Raw genomic sequence first — 14,154 nt, 5'->3', positions numbered from 1 at the left:
AGGCCATCGCCGCCCGTACACTAGATTTCCATTACATTGTTATGAGGCAACGCCATGCACCCACGTTTTCAAGCTGCTCTCCCTCAACTGACGGCAGACCTGCAGACGGCAATCGCCCCGATGCTGACCGACCCGCATTTCCCGGCCATGCTCGATGCAGACCAGGTCGCCGCGCTGCAAAGCGCAACCGGCCTCGACGAAGACGCGCTGGCCTTTGCCCTGCTGCCGCTGGCCGCCGCCTGCGCGCGCGCCGACCTCTCGCATTTTAACGTTGGCGCTATCGCGCGCGGCGTCAGCGGGCGCTGGTATTTCGGCGGCAACATGGAATTCCTCGGCGCGACCATGCAGCAAACCGTCCATGCGGAGCAGAGCGCCATCAGCCATGCGTGGCTACGCGGCGAAAAATCCCTGCTGGCCATCACCGTTAACTACACGCCCTGCGGCCACTGTCGTCAGTTTATGAATGAGCTCAACAGTAGCCAGGTGCTGCGCATCCACCTGCCGGGCCGCGAGGCGCATTCGCTGCAGCACTATCTGCCGGACGCGTTTGGTCCTAAGGATCTGGAGATCAAAACGCTGCTGATGGACGAGCAGGATCACGGCTTCCCGCTGAGCGGCGACGCGCTGGCGCAGGCGGCGATCCGGGCGGCAAACCGCTGCCATATGCCCTACAGCCAGTCGCCGTCGGGCGTCGCGCTGGAGCTGAAGGACGGCACGCTCTTCTCCGGTAGCTATGCCGAAAACGCCGCCTTTAACCCGACGCTGCCGCCGCTGCAGGGCGCCCTCAACCTGCTCAGCCTGAACGGCTATGATTATGCCGATATCCAGCGGGCCATTCTTGCCGAAAAGGCCGATGCGCCGCTGATCCAGTGGGATGCCACCGCGGCCACGCTGAAAGCCCTCGGCTGTCACAGTATTGACCGCGTGCTGCTCGGTTAAATCACCCATAAAACGGGCCTCAGGCCCGTTTTGTTGAAAATCCCCGCAATCAAACGATGGTTTCTTGCTCTTGCCCGGCGGGTAAAGTAGCCTGAACACTTCATTGTCTACCGTTGAGCCCAGGTTAATGTTAAAGCGTGTGTTATACAGCCTGTTAGTCCTGTTCGGCCTGCTGCTGTTGACCGTGCTGGGTCTTGACCGCTGGATGAGCTGGAAAACCGCGCCCTATATCTACGATGAACTGCAGGATCTGCCCTACCGTCAGGTTGGGGTGGTGCTCGGCACCGCCAAGTACTACCGCACCGGGGTCATTAATCAATACTACCGCTACCGTATTCAGGGCGCGCTCAACGCCTACAACAGCGGCAAGGTGAACTATCTGCTGCTCAGCGGCGATAACGCGCTGCAGAGCTATAATGAGCCGATGACGATGCGCCGGGACCTGATTAAAGCCGGCGTCGATCCGGCAGATATCGTGCTCGACTACGCTGGCTTCCGCACCCTCGACTCTATCGTGCGGACCCGCAAGGTGTTCGACACCAACGATTTTATTATCATCACCCAGCGCTTCCACTGCGAGCGCGCGCTGTTTATCGCCCTGCATATGGGCATTCAGGCGCAGTGCTATGCGGTCCCGTCGCCAAAAGATATGTGGAACGTGCGGCTGCGTGAGTTCGGCGCGCGCTTTGGCGCCCTCGCGGACCTCTACGTGTTCAAACGTGAGCCGCGTTTTCTGGGCCCGCTGATCCCGATTCCGTCGCAGCAAGAGGTTCCTCAAGGGGCGCAGTCCTATCCGGCGGTAACGCCTGAGCAGCTGCTGGAGCTGCAAAAAGAGAAGTAGCGGGCCGCGCCGTACGATAAGACAGCCAAAAAAAAGCCCGCGCAGTGCGCGGGCCTGATAAGCATCGAACGTTATTTTTTGCGCGCGTATTTCAGCGAATCCAGCGCAACGGCGAAGATAATAATGGCGCCCTTGATAATATACTGCCAGTACGGGTTCACGCCGATATAGGTCAGCCCGTAGTTAATCACCGTAAAGATGATAACGCCGGTAACCACGCCGAACACGGTACCCACGCCGCCGCTGAAGGAGACGCCGCCGACGACGCAGGCCGCAATCGCATCCAGCTCGTACATAAAGCCGAGGTTGTTGGTAGCGGAGCCAATTCGCCCGGCCTCCAGCAGCCCGCCGAAGGCGTAAAACACGCCGGACAGGGCATAAATCATCAGCAGGTTAAGGGCCACGTTAACCCCTGAAACCTTCGCCGCTTCCGGGTTGCCGCCGATAGCAAAGATGTTTTTGCCGAAGCGGGTTTTGTTCCACAGGATCCAGACGAAGAAGACGGCAATCAGCGCGTAGAAGGTAATATACGACAGGCGGAACGTCCCCAGCGCAATAAACCCTTGAGCGAAGTGCGAGAAGTGGCTGTCAAATCCGGAAACCGGCGAGGCGCCAACAAAATCGTAGTACAGGGAGTTGATCCCATAAACGATGATCATGGTGCCCAGGGTAGTAATAAACGGCGTTACGTTAAGGTAGGCGATGATAATGCCGTTAATCAGGCCAATCACCGCACCAATCGCGCACACCAGCAGGATCACCAGCGGAATTGGCATGGTTGCCATATCCGGGAAGACCTTGTTGGCGTTATCCACCGCCTGCAGCATCGTTGCGGCGATAACCGCCGCCAGGCCAACCTGACGTCCGGCTGACAGGTCGGTCCCCTGAGTGACGATGAGCCCCGCGACGCCCAGCGCGATAATAATACGCACCGAGGACTGGGTCAGAATGTTACTTAAGTTGAGTAAACTTAAGAAGGTGGGATCCTGGAAAATAATAATGGCCAGCAGGACCAAAAGAACAACGTAAATCCCACCATCCTTCAGGTAGGTGAGAAAACTCTTTTTATTTAATGCGCTCATCGCAAGCCCCTGATCTTAAAGATGCAACGACGCAAGACGTAAAATTTCGTTTTGCGTAGTGGTTTTTGTCTCAACAATTCCGGCAACGAGACCGTTGCTCATTACCAGAATACGGTCAGTAATACCCAGCAGCTCCGGCATCTCGGAGGAAATAATAATGATCCCTTTCTCTCTTTTTGCCAGCTCGGCAATCAGCTGATAGATTTCAAACTTAGCGCCGACGTCAATCCCGCGGGTCGGTTCATCAAGCATCAAAATCTCCGGCTGGGTTAACAGCCAGCGGCCGATAATAACCTTCTGCTGGTTACCGCCGGACAGCGAACCAATTTGCGTATGCTGCCCTGGAGTCTTCACGCGCATGGAGTCAATAACCCATTGGGTATCGCTTTTCATGCGTGAGTTATCCAGCAAACCGACCCTATTTTTATATTTCTTAATATTGGAGATCAGGGAGTTAAAGCCGATATCGAGATAAGCGTAAATCCCGGTAGAGCGGCGCTCTTCGGTAACCAGCGCAAAGCCGTGGTTAATGGCTTCGTTGGCGCTATGGTTATTAATTTTCTTACCGTGGAGCTTGATCGTCCCGCTGGCCTTTTCGCGAATGCCGAATAGGGTCTCAACGATATCGGTACGCTTGGCCCCTACCAGCCCGGCCACGCCGAGGATTTCGCCCTTGTGCAGGTCGAAGGAGACGTCGCGGATCGACGGCTGACGCAGAGACGTCAGGTTGCGCACCTCAAGAATCACCTCGCCCGGCGTATTTTCACGGTTCGGGAAACGCTGGTTCAGAGAGCGGCCGACCATCATGGCGATGATCTTATCCATGTCCAGTCCTTCCAGCGGCTGGGTGGCAATCCACTGGCCGTCGCGCAGGATGGTTATCTCATCGCACAGCTGGAAAATCTCTTCCATTTTGTGGGAGATATAGACAATGCCGCAGCCGCGTTCTTTCAGCTTACGGATGATCTTAAACAGATGGTTGACCTCTTTTTCGGTCAGCGACGACGTCGGCTCGTCCATAATGACGATTTTGGCGTCATAGGAAAATGCCTTCGCAATTTCAATCATCTGCATTTGCGATACCGATAGCGTCCCCACGCGCGCGCGCGGGTCAATATCAATATCCAGTTCATCAAATATCGCTTTGGTATCGCGATACATTTTGTCCTGATCGACAAACATGCCCTTGGTGGGATAACGCCCCAGCCACATGTTGTCCATTACCGAACGTTGTAATACTAAGTTTAATTCCTGGTGAACCATTGAGATGCCGTTTTCCAGGGCTTCTTTCGCCGAATGGAAGTCGATCTCTTTTCCCTGAAAAAGAATGCTGCCGGAATCTTTTTGATAGATCCCAAAAAGGCATTTTAATAATGTCGATTTTCCCGCGCCGTTCTCGCCCATTAATGCATGAATAGAGTGAGGACGGACCTTCAGGTTGACATTATCGAGTGCCTTGACGCCAGGAAATGATTTGTTGATGCTGCTCATTTCCAACAAAAATTCGCCCGACCGTTCGCTATTATTACTGACCATAGTTATACCTGGCTGCGTTCATGCACACCCTTAGCTGACGAATTAGCGCCAAAATAAGGGTCTGGTTCTGTATCAGGAATAATCGGGCGTAGCGGCTGGCGATCCTTCAGGCTGCCATTTTACCGGCGGCGTTGGTCTCAACGCTTCCCGAGTGATTTTATTTATAGCTGATACGCCCGTACATCTACTCGATAAATATCGAGCTGCGAAATGGTATTCTCCCGCAGCTCGAAACCGAGTATTAAATATTATTTGCCGATAAACTGGCTCAGATTGTCTTTATCTACGCCAACGTAAGGAACGCGAACGATTTTATTTTCAATCTTCCAGCTGGTGCCTGCAGCCGGCTCTTTGCCGTCCGCCAGGTTTTTCGCCAGATCGAACGTGGCTTTTGCCTGGTTATTGGCATCGTTCAGCACGGTACCGGCCATTGCACCGGATTTAACCAGCGCCAGCGCTTCTGGTAAGGCATCAACGCCGAAGACCGGAATGCTGCTCTTGTTGTGCGCTTTCAGGGCTTCTACCGCACCCATTGCCATCGCATCGTTGTTGGCGATAACCACTTCAATTTTGTTAGCGTTAGGGCCAGAGAGCCAGGCGTCCATCTTATCTTTCGCCTGAGCGGTGTCCCACATCGCGGTATCCAGCTGCAGCTGCTGGGTTTTCAGACCTTTGTCATTCAGCTCTTTAATGACGTAGGTGGTACGCGCTTCAGCATCCGGATGGCCCGGCTCGCCTTTCAGCAGCACATACTGAATCTGGCCGTCTTTGTTCAGATCCCAGCCGGCGTTGGCTTTCCAGTGTTTAGCGATCAGATCGCCCTGGATAATACCGGACTCTTTAGAGTCGGTCCCGACGTAAAACGCCTTGTCATAGCTGTCCAGCGCTTTACGGGAAGGCTCTTTGTTAAAGAACACGACCGGGACGTTCTGTCCGCGCGCTTTATCGATAACGGTGCCTGCAGCGGCCGGATCCACCAGGTTAATGGCCAGCGCCTTGACGCCTTTTGCCAGCAGGACGTCAATCTGATCGTTCTGTTTGGACTGGTCGTTTTGCGAGTCGTTCATCAGCAGCTGAACGTCCGGCGCTGATTTGCCGTCTTTCTCAATGGCCTTACGCACCACCGACATAAAGTTGTCGTCATATTTATAAATGGTTACGCCGATGCGGGTATCAGCTGCGTGTGCCGCGGCGCCAAATAACATACTCGCCATAACTGCAGACAGGGTTAACACCTTCTTATTCATGGAATCTCCGGTTTTTTTTATGCAGGGTCATTGGTGTGAAAACGGCTGGCGGGAAGTTGTTACATTAACGTTACCGCACAACAAGGTTCACGACTGTAAATTCTGTCTTCCGTGTAGGGTAACGCTCCAAAGGTACGGCTTTACTCGCAGTTTAGCGCCTTGTTCCCGTTGTAAAAGTGATTAATCACCGTGACAAAATGGTCAGGACTGGTAAACGCGGCCATCATAATCAGTTGAATGTTAATATACTGTGAATTTACTCACAGATTGAAAGCGGTTACATCCCCGCCCTTTTCAGTTAGTGATCGGCCCCACAATTTGCCGCTGGGTCACCGAATGGCGACGCACCAGGGTCGGCATAAAGCAGTGGCGAGCGTCATGGTCGAGTTTCCCCGCAGCCCCCAGCAGCGCCAGCTCGGTGGCCAGTTTTGCCATCGACATAATAGGATAGCGCACCGTCGTCAGCTGTGGGTCGGTGTAACGAGAAATAGGGATATCATCAAAGCCAATCAGCGACAGATGCTGCGGCACGACAATGCCGTTATCTTTCAGCGTGGTCAGCGCACCGGCCGCCATGCTGTCGTTGTAGGCGAAAACGGCGGTGAGGCCTAAATTACGCCCCAGCAGCTCGACCATTGCCGCCTCGCCGCCCTGCATATCCGGCGAGCCGGAGCCTACCCAGCTGTCGGGGGCAATAATGCTTTGTTCCTGTAACGCCCTGAACCACCCCTCCCGGCGCAGGGAGTCATCCTCAATGCCGTGATTTGAGGAGAGATAGCCGATCCGCTGGTGGCCGTGGTTGAGCAGCATCCGCGTGGCCATCAGCGCCCCGCTGACGTTATCCAGACCGACGCAGCGGTGCGCGTAGCCGGGCACAATGCGGTTAATCAGCACCATCCCCGGAATATGCTGCATGAAATCGCCGAGCTCCTCGTCGCTCAGCGCCTTGGAGTGCACGATCAGCGCCGAACAGCGCTGGCGGATCAGCACTTCGATGGCGTTACGCTCTTTTTCCGCCTCATGGTAGCTATTGCCGATCAGCACGTATTTCTGATGCTGCTGGGCCACGGTATCCACCGCCTTCACCAGCGCGCCGAAAAAGGCATCCGATACGTCCATCACCACCACGCCGATGGTATCGCTGACCTGCGTCGCCAGCGCCTGCGCGTTGGCGTTAGGCCGGTAGCCCAGCTGCGTTACCGCTTTCATTACGCTTTCGCGCGTATCCGGGCTCACCAGCGCGCTATTATTCAGCACGCGCGAGACCGTCGCGACGGAAACCCCCGCCTGACGGGCGACATCACGAATGGTGATCATGCTCACCGACCTGTAGAGAATTGCAATACGTCACACCCACCTCCTGTGTTCAGCAAGGTGGCTATTCTGGCAGCGACGCGCGGCGCGCTACGTGAGTGAGGTCACACGCCTGAAAACGCTTACATTCATTTTGTTAACGATTGTGATCGAGATCGTTATCTGGATGTGTTCTTTAATGATGTCCCTGAGGCCCGCAGGGTAAGCTGACGCCACAGCCATTCAACCGGGCCCTGGCGGAAATGACGCAGCCAGAAGAGTGAGAATATGAGGTTTACCGCCCAAACCGGAACGACGAAGGCCAGCAGCTGCAGGCGGTCGAACTTCATAAACAGGCCAAGATGGTAAAAGAGCGTGGTGCAGATGAGGGTTTGTAGCAGGTAGTTGGTCAGCGCCATGCGCCCGACGCAGGCAATGGCGGTCACCAGACGCAGCTTACACAGCTGGGGCCAGAAGCCCCAAGCTAAAGAAGCGTAGCCAATGGTTTGCAGCGGCGCGCCGAGCTCGCGCGGCGCCTGCAGCAGGAACGCGCACCAGCGGGGATCCCAGGCGAGATACCACTGGGCGAAAATCGCCGGGATATTGACCGCCATTCCGGCGATGACCAGCAGGAGGCCGGTGCGCCGGTAGTGGCCGAGGCTGAACTGCCCTTTTAGCCAGCCGCTGCGCATCAGGGCGGCGCCCATCAGCATCATTCCCGCCAGCTGCCAGCCGTACTGCGCGCCGAGCGCCAGCAGGTTATCCGACAGCATATCCGCACGATTGCTTATCGCTTCGAAGCCGCCGTTCAGCTTCCAGTACTGCTCATACTGTAAATTTGCCGCGTCGGGCACCCAGGAGCGATTCGGCGCATTGCCGGAAATGACGCCAAGCAGCACCAGCACCGCCACGCCGATGACGTACAGCATCACGCCGGTATTAAACAGGGATTTGAGGTGATGCGCATCGCGAATCATTCTCCAGGCCACCAGCCCCACCAGCGCATAGGCCAGCAGGATATCGCCATCCCAGAAAAAGAGCCCGTGGATAAACCCCAGCAGCGCCAGCAGCGTCAGACGCGACTGGATCCAGCGCTTGCCGCGAGGCAGCAGCATCTGAAGCCCGGCGCCAAACAGCAGGGCAAAGAGGGTCAAGAATTTCACCTGCGCCAGCAGGTCGAGAATAGCCCAGGTCCAGGCGTCGCTAACGGAGAGGCTCCCGGACCACGCCGGGTTGAGATAGGCCGCCTTCGGCAGGCCGAAGGCGTTAATATTCAGCAGCAGAATACCCAGGATGGCGACGCCACGAACGAAGTCCAGCGTGACGTTTCTTTCCATGTACCCTGCTCCGATTTTAGCTGTGGTGACGTACGGCGCGCAGGAACTCCTGGCGGGTATTCTGGCTGGATTTAAACAGACCGCCCAACGAGGTGGTTGTGGTGGCGCTGGTTGCATCGCGAATACCGCGCGCCTTCACGCAGTAATGCACCGCATCAATCGATACCGCCACGTTGCTGGTGCCCAGCAGGGTCTGCAGCGCGGTTAAGATCTGCTGCGTCAGGCGCTCCTGCACCTGCGGGCGCTGGGAGAAGAACTGCACGATGCGGTTGATTTTCGACAGGCCAATGACCGAATCTTTCGGAATATAGGCAACCGTCGCTTTACCATCAATCGTCACGAAGTGGTGTTCGCAGGTGCTGGTCAGGGTGATATCGCGCACGGTAACCATTTCATCAACCTGCATCTTGTTCTCGATGACGGTGATTTTGGGGAACCTGGCGTAGTCCAGTCCGGAAAAGATCTCATCGACATACATTTTAGCGATGCGATGCGGGGTTTCCATCAGACTGTCATCACTAAGATCAAGATTCAGCAGCTGCATAATCTCAGTCATGTGTCCGGCAATCAGACGCTTGCGAGTTTCATTATCTATTTCTTGTACTGGCGGACGCAACGGCGTCTCCAGCCCACGAGCGACCAGCGCTTCATGAACGAGTATGGCTTCTTTGCTCAGTGATGACATTTATGTTCTCCTGCAGGTGTGGCGCTCTTTGCTCTTCTGAGGGCAAAGTTTGCATGCATTGTGCGTGAGGTAGCGCACATAATCTAGTAGCCGAAACGATAATTATTGAAATTTGCGTGACCTATCGATAGCGCGCGTATGGTCCCACGTCTCCCACATCGCGCCGGTCAATCGTCTAACGCCCGCCAGTTGCCACTTCCCGAATAAAAGAACGACTTCGCGTCATTCTCAATAGCACAGCCGCCGGAGCATGTTGGCTAAAAGTTGCATTAATGATGCAATATGTTCCCGAAAGGAGAAAGTGAAAGTTGCTCACGAGTGTATGAAATATCTGTATGATGAAAAATTACGTCCACATACGCAGAATCACCCAGCGGCCGCTACCGCTTATATTCGTAAAGTAGGGTCTGCAGACTCGCGTATCCCCTTTTCTGAGGAGCCCGGCATGGAATTGCTTGAAGAGCATCGCTGTTATGAAGGTCGGCAGCAACGCTGGCGGCATGACTCCACCACGCTGAACTGTTCAATGACGTTCAGCATCTTCTTACCCCCGCAGCGCGATACCGCGCCGCCGCCGGTTGTGTACTGGCTCTCCGGCCTGACCTGCAACGATGAGAACTTTACCACCAAAGCCGGCGCTCAGCGCATCGCGGCCGAGCTAGGCCTGGTCCTGGTGATGCCGGATACCAGCCCGCGCGGCGATAGCGTCGCCGACGATAGCGCCTACGATCTGGGCAAAGGCGCGGGGTTTTATCTCAACGCCACCGAAGCGCCGTGGTCCGCGCATTTTCGCATGTACGATTATCTTCGCGACGAGCTGCCGCAGCTGATTGGCGCGCAGTTTAACGTCAGCGATCGCTGCGCAATCAGCGGCCATTCAATGGGCGGTCACGGTGCGCTTATTATAGCACTGAAGAACCCTGGCCGTTTCGCCAGCGTGTCGGCCTTTGCGCCGATCGTTAACCCTACCCAGGTGCCGTGGGGGCAAAAAGCGTTTAGCGCCTATTTGGGCGCCGACGAAGCCAGCTGGCAGGCGTGGGACAGCTGCGCATTGATGCAGGCAAGCCAGGCCAGCGACGCGATCCCCACGCTTATCGATCAGGGCGACAGCGACGCGTTCCTCGCTCAGCAGCTGCAGCCGGCGGTGCTGGCCGAAGTTGCGCGTCAAAAGGCGTGGCCGCTGACCCTGAGAATTCAGCCCGGCTACGATCATAGCTACTACTTTATTGCTTCCTTTATCGAAGACCACCTGCGTTTTCACGCTCAATATCTCATCAAATAAAACAGGAGGGCTGACGCCCTCCACCTTTACACACTCCTATCCTTCTGATTTTAAAATCATTTAACTCATTACAAAGTAAATACAAATGATTTCAATTATCATTAATGTTTACAAAATAACATTTTTTTGTACAATCCCTCCTTCTTCTCTCCATCATTCAGAGTTCTTACAAGACAAATAAATACGGTTCTCAGGGTTATCCCGATGGAGATTTATTCATTTGAAATGGAATGTAAAAATGACTATACCTCGCGTTAAGGTACTGGCCGCCGCCATTTACGCAGCCACCATCTCACCGCTTGTTCACGCAGCTGATTCAGACACCATGGTCGTGACGGCCACCGGTTTTGAACAGAAAATCCAGAATGCACCGGCCTCAATCTCCGTTATCTCCAAACAGCAGATTGAAGATAAGGCCTACCGCGACGTTACCGATGCGCTAAAAGACGTACCCGGCGTGGTGGTCACAGGCGGCGGAAGCAGCAGCGATATCAGCATCCGCGGCATGTCATCCCAGTACACCCTTTTCCTCGTGAACGGTAAGCGCGTCAGCACCCGCAGCACTCGCCCAAACAGCGATAACTCGGGAATCGAACAGGGCTGGCTACCGCCTCTGGAGTCCATTGAGCGGATCGAAGTTATCCGCGGACCAATGTCCTCACTCTATGGATCCGACGCCATGGGCGGGGTGATTAACGTCATTACCAAAAAAATCTCTAACACCAAGGCCTGGACCGGGTCGCTGCACGGCGACGCAACGTTCCAGGAAAATAACGACTCCGGCGACCTGTTCCAGAGCAACCTTTACGCTTCCGGCCCGTTGATTGACGGATTACTGGGGGCGAAAGTCACCGGCCTGCTCTCCCGCCGCGCGGAAGATAAAATCGAAAACGGCTTCAACGAGCAGAGAATGCGCAACGGCGGCGTCACGCTGAACTTCACGCCTGACGACAAAAACGACTTCGATCTCGACTACGCGCGCGAACTGCAGGATCGCAACAGCACGCCGGGAATGTCGATGGCGGAGGAGAGCTGCCGCGGCGATGTCTGTAAGCCAAACAGCAAAAGCGAATCCCGCTACGAACACACCACCTACTCGCTGACCCATAGCGGCTACTATGAGCACTTCAACACCACCAGCTATGCCCAGCAGGAAGAGACCAACAACCCCGGGCGCAAAATGAAGTCGTACAACACGACGCTCAATAACCAGAATCAGGTTTTCCTTGGCGATCACACCCTGACGCTGGGCGGCCAGTATCGCTATGAGAAGCTCAGCGATAAAGGCAACCAGCTGGAGGCGGCGGATGGACTAAGTAAGCTGACTCGCTGGAGCTGGGCGCTGTTTGCGGAAGACGAATGGGCGATGACCGAGAGCTTTACGCTCACCGGCGGCCTGCGCATGGATAAAGATGAAAACTACGGCACCAACTGGACGCCGCGCGGCTACGGCGTATGGCATCTGGCCGAGCAGTGGACGCTGAAAGGCGGCGTATCCGCTGGCTACCGCGCGCCGGATCTCCGTCAGTCCTCCGCCAACTGGGGCCAGGTCACCGGCGGCGGCCGTCTTGACGGTATTATCGTAGGTAATCCGGACCTCAAGCCGGAAAAAAGCCTGAGCGAAGAGATTGCTTTACTGTGGGATAATAACGACAACCTCAACGCCGGCCTTACGCTATTCAATACCGACTTTAAAAACAAAATTACCGAAGTTCGCCGCTGTAACAGCAAGTCCGACCCGGCCTGCACCATCGGCAATACCAGCTATGATTTCGTCAGCGATCGCGTCAACGTCGACAAGGCTAACATGCGCGGCGTGGAATCAACCTTCGGCTGGAAAATCACTCGCGATCTGAACTGGACGGCGAACTATACCTATACCCAGTCAGAACAGAAAAGCGGCCAGTTCTCCGGTAAGCCTTTAAATAAAATGCCGAAAAACATGTTCAACACCACCCTGGACTGGCAGGCCACGCCTGACGTCGGTTTCTGGAGTCGTTTGAACTTCCGCGGAAAAACCTCAGAGTATCTGAGCCGTACCTCGATGGCTCAGGGCACGCCGTCCTATACGCAGGTCGATCTGGGCTTACGCTATAACGCCAACAAAAACCTGCTGGTTTCCGCCGGGGTGTATAACGTTCTCGATAAGCAGATTGCTTACGATACCTACGATACGGTACTCGACGGCCGCCGCTATACCCTGGGCCTGACCTATAGCTTCTGATTATCTAATGACGAAAAAAAACCCCGGGGATCCGGGGTTTTTTTATGGGGCAATCAATAACGCTACTGCTTAAAACGCTGCGGGAACTTCATTTCGCTATAGCGGACAAAACGGGTGCCTTTGGCAAGCTTATAGCCAAACCAGATAACCAGGAACAGCGGAATACCGATATAGGTTGCCGCCACGCCGCCCCAGTCAATGGTGTCTTTCAGGAACGCTTCGTAGTTCTGGCCGAGAGTGATAATCAGGCACAGGACAAAGGCGAAGATCGGCCCAAGCGGGAAGAACCCGGAACGATACGGCAGATCGTTGATATCGTTGCCCTGCAGCACGTAGCCGCGGCGGAAACGATAGTGGCTGATGGCGATCCCCAGCCAGGCGATAAAGCCGGTCATCCCTGAGGTATTCAGCAGCCACAGGTAAACGGTCTGGTTGCCAAACATTGAGCTCAGGAAGCACAGCGCCGCCACGACGGTGGTGGCATACAGCGCGTTACGCGGCACGCCGCCGCGCGACAGCTTAGCGAAGATACGCGGCGCTTTGCCATCGCAGGCCAGGGTGTAGAGCATACGCGTGGAGGCGTACATTCCGGAGTTGCCCGCCGACAGCACCGCCGTCAGGATCACCGCGTTCATGATCGCCGCCGCAGACAGCAGGCCCGCATGCTGGAACACCAGGGTAAACGGACTGACGGAAATATCCTTCACGTCGTTACGCAGCAGGCTCGGATCGGTATAAGGGATAATCAGGCTGATGATTAAAATCGCGAACACGTAGAACAGCAGAATACGCCAGAACACCTGGCGCACGGCGCGCGGAATGTTCTTCTCCGGGTTTTCTGATTCACCCGCGGCGATACCGATAAGCTCGGTGCCCTGGAATGAGAAGCCGACGATCATCGCCACGCCAATCATCGCCGCAAAGCCGCCGGCAAACGGCGCATCGTCGATACCCCAGTTGCTCCAGCCCGCCGGCTGCGCGCCTTCAAAGATGCCGACGATCATCATCACGCCAACAACGATAAAGATGATGACGGTGGCGACCTTGATCAGCGAGAACCAGTACTCTGCTTCACCGAAGCCTTTGACCGAGATCCAGTTCAGCAGGAACATAATGCCGAGGAACAGCGCGCTCCAGATCCAGCCTGGGGCATCGGGGAACCAGTAGGTCATGACCAGCTGCGAGGCAACGAGGTCAACGGCGATGGTCACCGCCCAGTTATACCAGTAGTTCCAGCCCAGCGCGAAGCCGAAGCCCTCTTCGACATAGTTCTGACCATAGGTGGCAAAGGAGCCGGACACCGGCATGTACGCCGCCAGCTCGCCAAGGCTGGTCATCAGGAAATAGACCATCAGACCGATCAGAATATAAGAAAGCAGCGCGCCGCCGGGGCCTGCCTGGGAAATAGTTGCACCGGATGCAACGAAAAGACCTGTACCGATGGAACCGCCAATAGCGATCATGGTCAAGTGACGCGCCTTCAGTTCACGGCGTAGGCCGGGCGCTTCTGTGGTTTTAGTATCCGAAACCATGTGAAAATGCTATCCATCAAAAAAACGAGGCGAGATTGTAGCAGACGATCGGCGATCCATCCGGTACAAATACAAAGTTATAAGAGAGGTTCATGATCGAACATGGATTATTAGTAAAGCACTAAATCGCGGAATTGCCAGCAATAATCCCCCGCC

Annotated in this window: 11 protein-coding genes; 4 read left to right on the top strand and 7 right to left on the bottom strand. The window is 55.3% G+C overall.

Annotated elements, in window-relative coordinates; translation table 11 throughout:
- Window positions 1–54: 54 nt before the first annotated feature.
- On the top strand, window positions 55–939 hold the full coding sequence (gene cdd, locus MMW58_RS09260; RefSeq protein WP_133599109.1) for a cytidine deaminase: 885 nt from the start codon (window positions 55–57) through the stop codon (window positions 937–939).
- 127 nt (window positions 940–1,066) lie between these two features.
- Complete coding sequence (gene sanA, locus MMW58_RS09255; RefSeq protein WP_045855872.1) at window positions 1,067–1,780, top strand: outer membrane permeability protein SanA; 714 nt, start codon at window positions 1,067–1,069, stop codon at window positions 1,778–1,780.
- A gap of 71 nt (window positions 1,781–1,851) precedes the next feature.
- Here sanA and mglC read toward each other — a convergent pair whose 3' ends face one another.
- From mglC to folE, 6 genes are all read right to left on the bottom strand, one after another.
- Entirely contained in the window at window positions 1,852–2,862 is a 1,011-nt protein-coding gene (gene mglC, locus MMW58_RS09250; protein ID WP_041146477.1) for a galactose/methyl galactoside ABC transporter permease MglC, read from the bottom strand.
- Window positions 2,863–2,877: 15 nt separating this feature from the next.
- Window positions 2,878–4,398 (bottom strand): galactose/methyl galactoside ABC transporter ATP-binding protein MglA, encoded by a 1,521-nt coding sequence (gene mglA / locus MMW58_RS09245; RefSeq protein ID WP_133599111.1) that lies wholly within the window; start codon window positions 4,396–4,398, stop codon window positions 2,878–2,880.
- Window positions 4,399–4,646: 248 nt separating this feature from the next.
- Window positions 4,647–5,645, bottom strand: coding sequence for a galactose/glucose ABC transporter substrate-binding protein MglB (gene mglB / locus MMW58_RS09240; protein WP_133599113.1), 999 nt, complete (start codon window positions 5,643–5,645; stop codon window positions 4,647–4,649).
- 294 nt (window positions 5,646–5,939) lie between these two features.
- Window positions 5,940–6,962 (bottom strand): HTH-type transcriptional regulator GalS, encoded by a 1,023-nt coding sequence (galS, locus tag MMW58_RS09235; protein ID WP_133599115.1) that lies wholly within the window; start codon window positions 6,960–6,962, stop codon window positions 5,940–5,942.
- Window positions 6,963–7,117: 155 nt separating this feature from the next.
- Window positions 7,118–8,275: a DUF418 domain-containing protein YeiB gene (yeiB, locus tag MMW58_RS09230; RefSeq protein ID WP_241723165.1), complete on the bottom strand. Its 1,158-nt coding sequence runs from the start codon at window positions 8,273–8,275 to the stop codon at window positions 7,118–7,120.
- A gap of 16 nt (window positions 8,276–8,291) precedes the next feature.
- Window positions 8,292–8,960: a GTP cyclohydrolase I FolE gene (gene folE / locus MMW58_RS09225; RefSeq protein WP_041146481.1), complete on the bottom strand. Its 669-nt coding sequence runs from the start codon at window positions 8,958–8,960 to the stop codon at window positions 8,292–8,294.
- Between the two features lie 445 nt (window positions 8,961–9,405).
- On the opposite strand from folE, the gene fghA reads away from it, so the two are divergent.
- Both fghA and MMW58_RS09215 read left to right on the top strand, forming a co-directional pair.
- Complete coding sequence (gene fghA / locus MMW58_RS09220) at window positions 9,406–10,242, top strand: S-formylglutathione hydrolase (protein ID WP_241723164.1); 837 nt, start codon at window positions 9,406–9,408, stop codon at window positions 10,240–10,242.
- Between the two features lie 238 nt (window positions 10,243–10,480).
- On the top strand, window positions 10,481–12,466 hold the full coding sequence (locus MMW58_RS09215) for a ligand-gated channel protein (RefSeq protein WP_133599121.1): 1,986 nt from the start codon (window positions 10,481–10,483) through the stop codon (window positions 12,464–12,466).
- Between the two features lie 62 nt (window positions 12,467–12,528).
- On the opposite strand, the gene MMW58_RS09210 is transcribed toward MMW58_RS09215, so the two are convergent.
- Window positions 12,529–13,998 (bottom strand): amino acid permease, encoded by a 1,470-nt coding sequence (locus tag MMW58_RS09210; RefSeq protein WP_133599123.1) that lies wholly within the window; start codon window positions 13,996–13,998, stop codon window positions 12,529–12,531.
- Window positions 13,999–14,154 lie beyond the last annotated feature (156 nt).

It is taken from the genome of Klebsiella sp. HC6, assembly GCF_022605325.1.
In the GTDB taxonomy this organism is placed as follows: Bacteria; Pseudomonadota; Gammaproteobacteria; order Enterobacterales; family Enterobacteriaceae; genus Klebsiella; species Klebsiella terrigena.
The sequence above is the reverse complement of the archived record's forward strand: the minus strand, read 5'-3'. Positions and strand labels throughout refer to the sequence as shown.

What these genes read in the sequence shown, in the direction of transcription:
- mglC (WP_041146477.1), bottom strand. Translation starts at nt 2,862, where the DNA reads ATGAGCGCATTAAATAAAAAGAGTTTTCTCACCTACCTGAAGGATGGT.
- galS (WP_133599115.1), bottom strand. Translation starts at nt 6,962, where the DNA reads ATGATCACCATTCGTGATGTCGCCCGTCAGGCGGGGGTTTCCGTCGCG.
- yeiB (WP_241723165.1), bottom strand. Translation starts at nt 8,275, where the DNA reads ATGGAAAGAAACGTCACGCTGGACTTCGTTCGTGGCGTCGCCATCCTG.
- MMW58_RS09210 (WP_133599123.1), bottom strand. Translation starts at nt 13,998, where the DNA reads ATGGTTTCGGATACTAAAACCACAGAAGCGCCCGGCCTACGCCGTGAA.
- cdd (WP_133599109.1), top strand. Translation starts at nt 55, where the DNA reads ATGCACCCACGTTTTCAAGCTGCTCTCCCTCAACTGACGGCAGACCTG.
- folE (WP_041146481.1), bottom strand. Translation starts at nt 8,960, where the DNA reads ATGTCATCACTGAGCAAAGAAGCCATACTCGTTCATGAAGCGCTGGTC.
- sanA (WP_045855872.1), top strand. Translation starts at nt 1,067, where the DNA reads ATGTTAAAGCGTGTGTTATACAGCCTGTTAGTCCTGTTCGGCCTGCTG.
- mglA (WP_133599111.1), bottom strand. Translation starts at nt 4,398, where the DNA reads ATGGTCAGTAATAATAGCGAACGGTCGGGCGAATTTTTGTTGGAAATG.
- fghA (WP_241723164.1), top strand. Translation starts at nt 9,406, where the DNA reads ATGGAATTGCTTGAAGAGCATCGCTGTTATGAAGGTCGGCAGCAACGC.
- MMW58_RS09215 (WP_133599121.1), top strand. Translation starts at nt 10,481, where the DNA reads ATGACTATACCTCGCGTTAAGGTACTGGCCGCCGCCATTTACGCAGCC.
- mglB (WP_133599113.1), bottom strand. Translation starts at nt 5,645, where the DNA reads ATGAATAAGAAGGTGTTAACCCTGTCTGCAGTTATGGCGAGTATGTTA.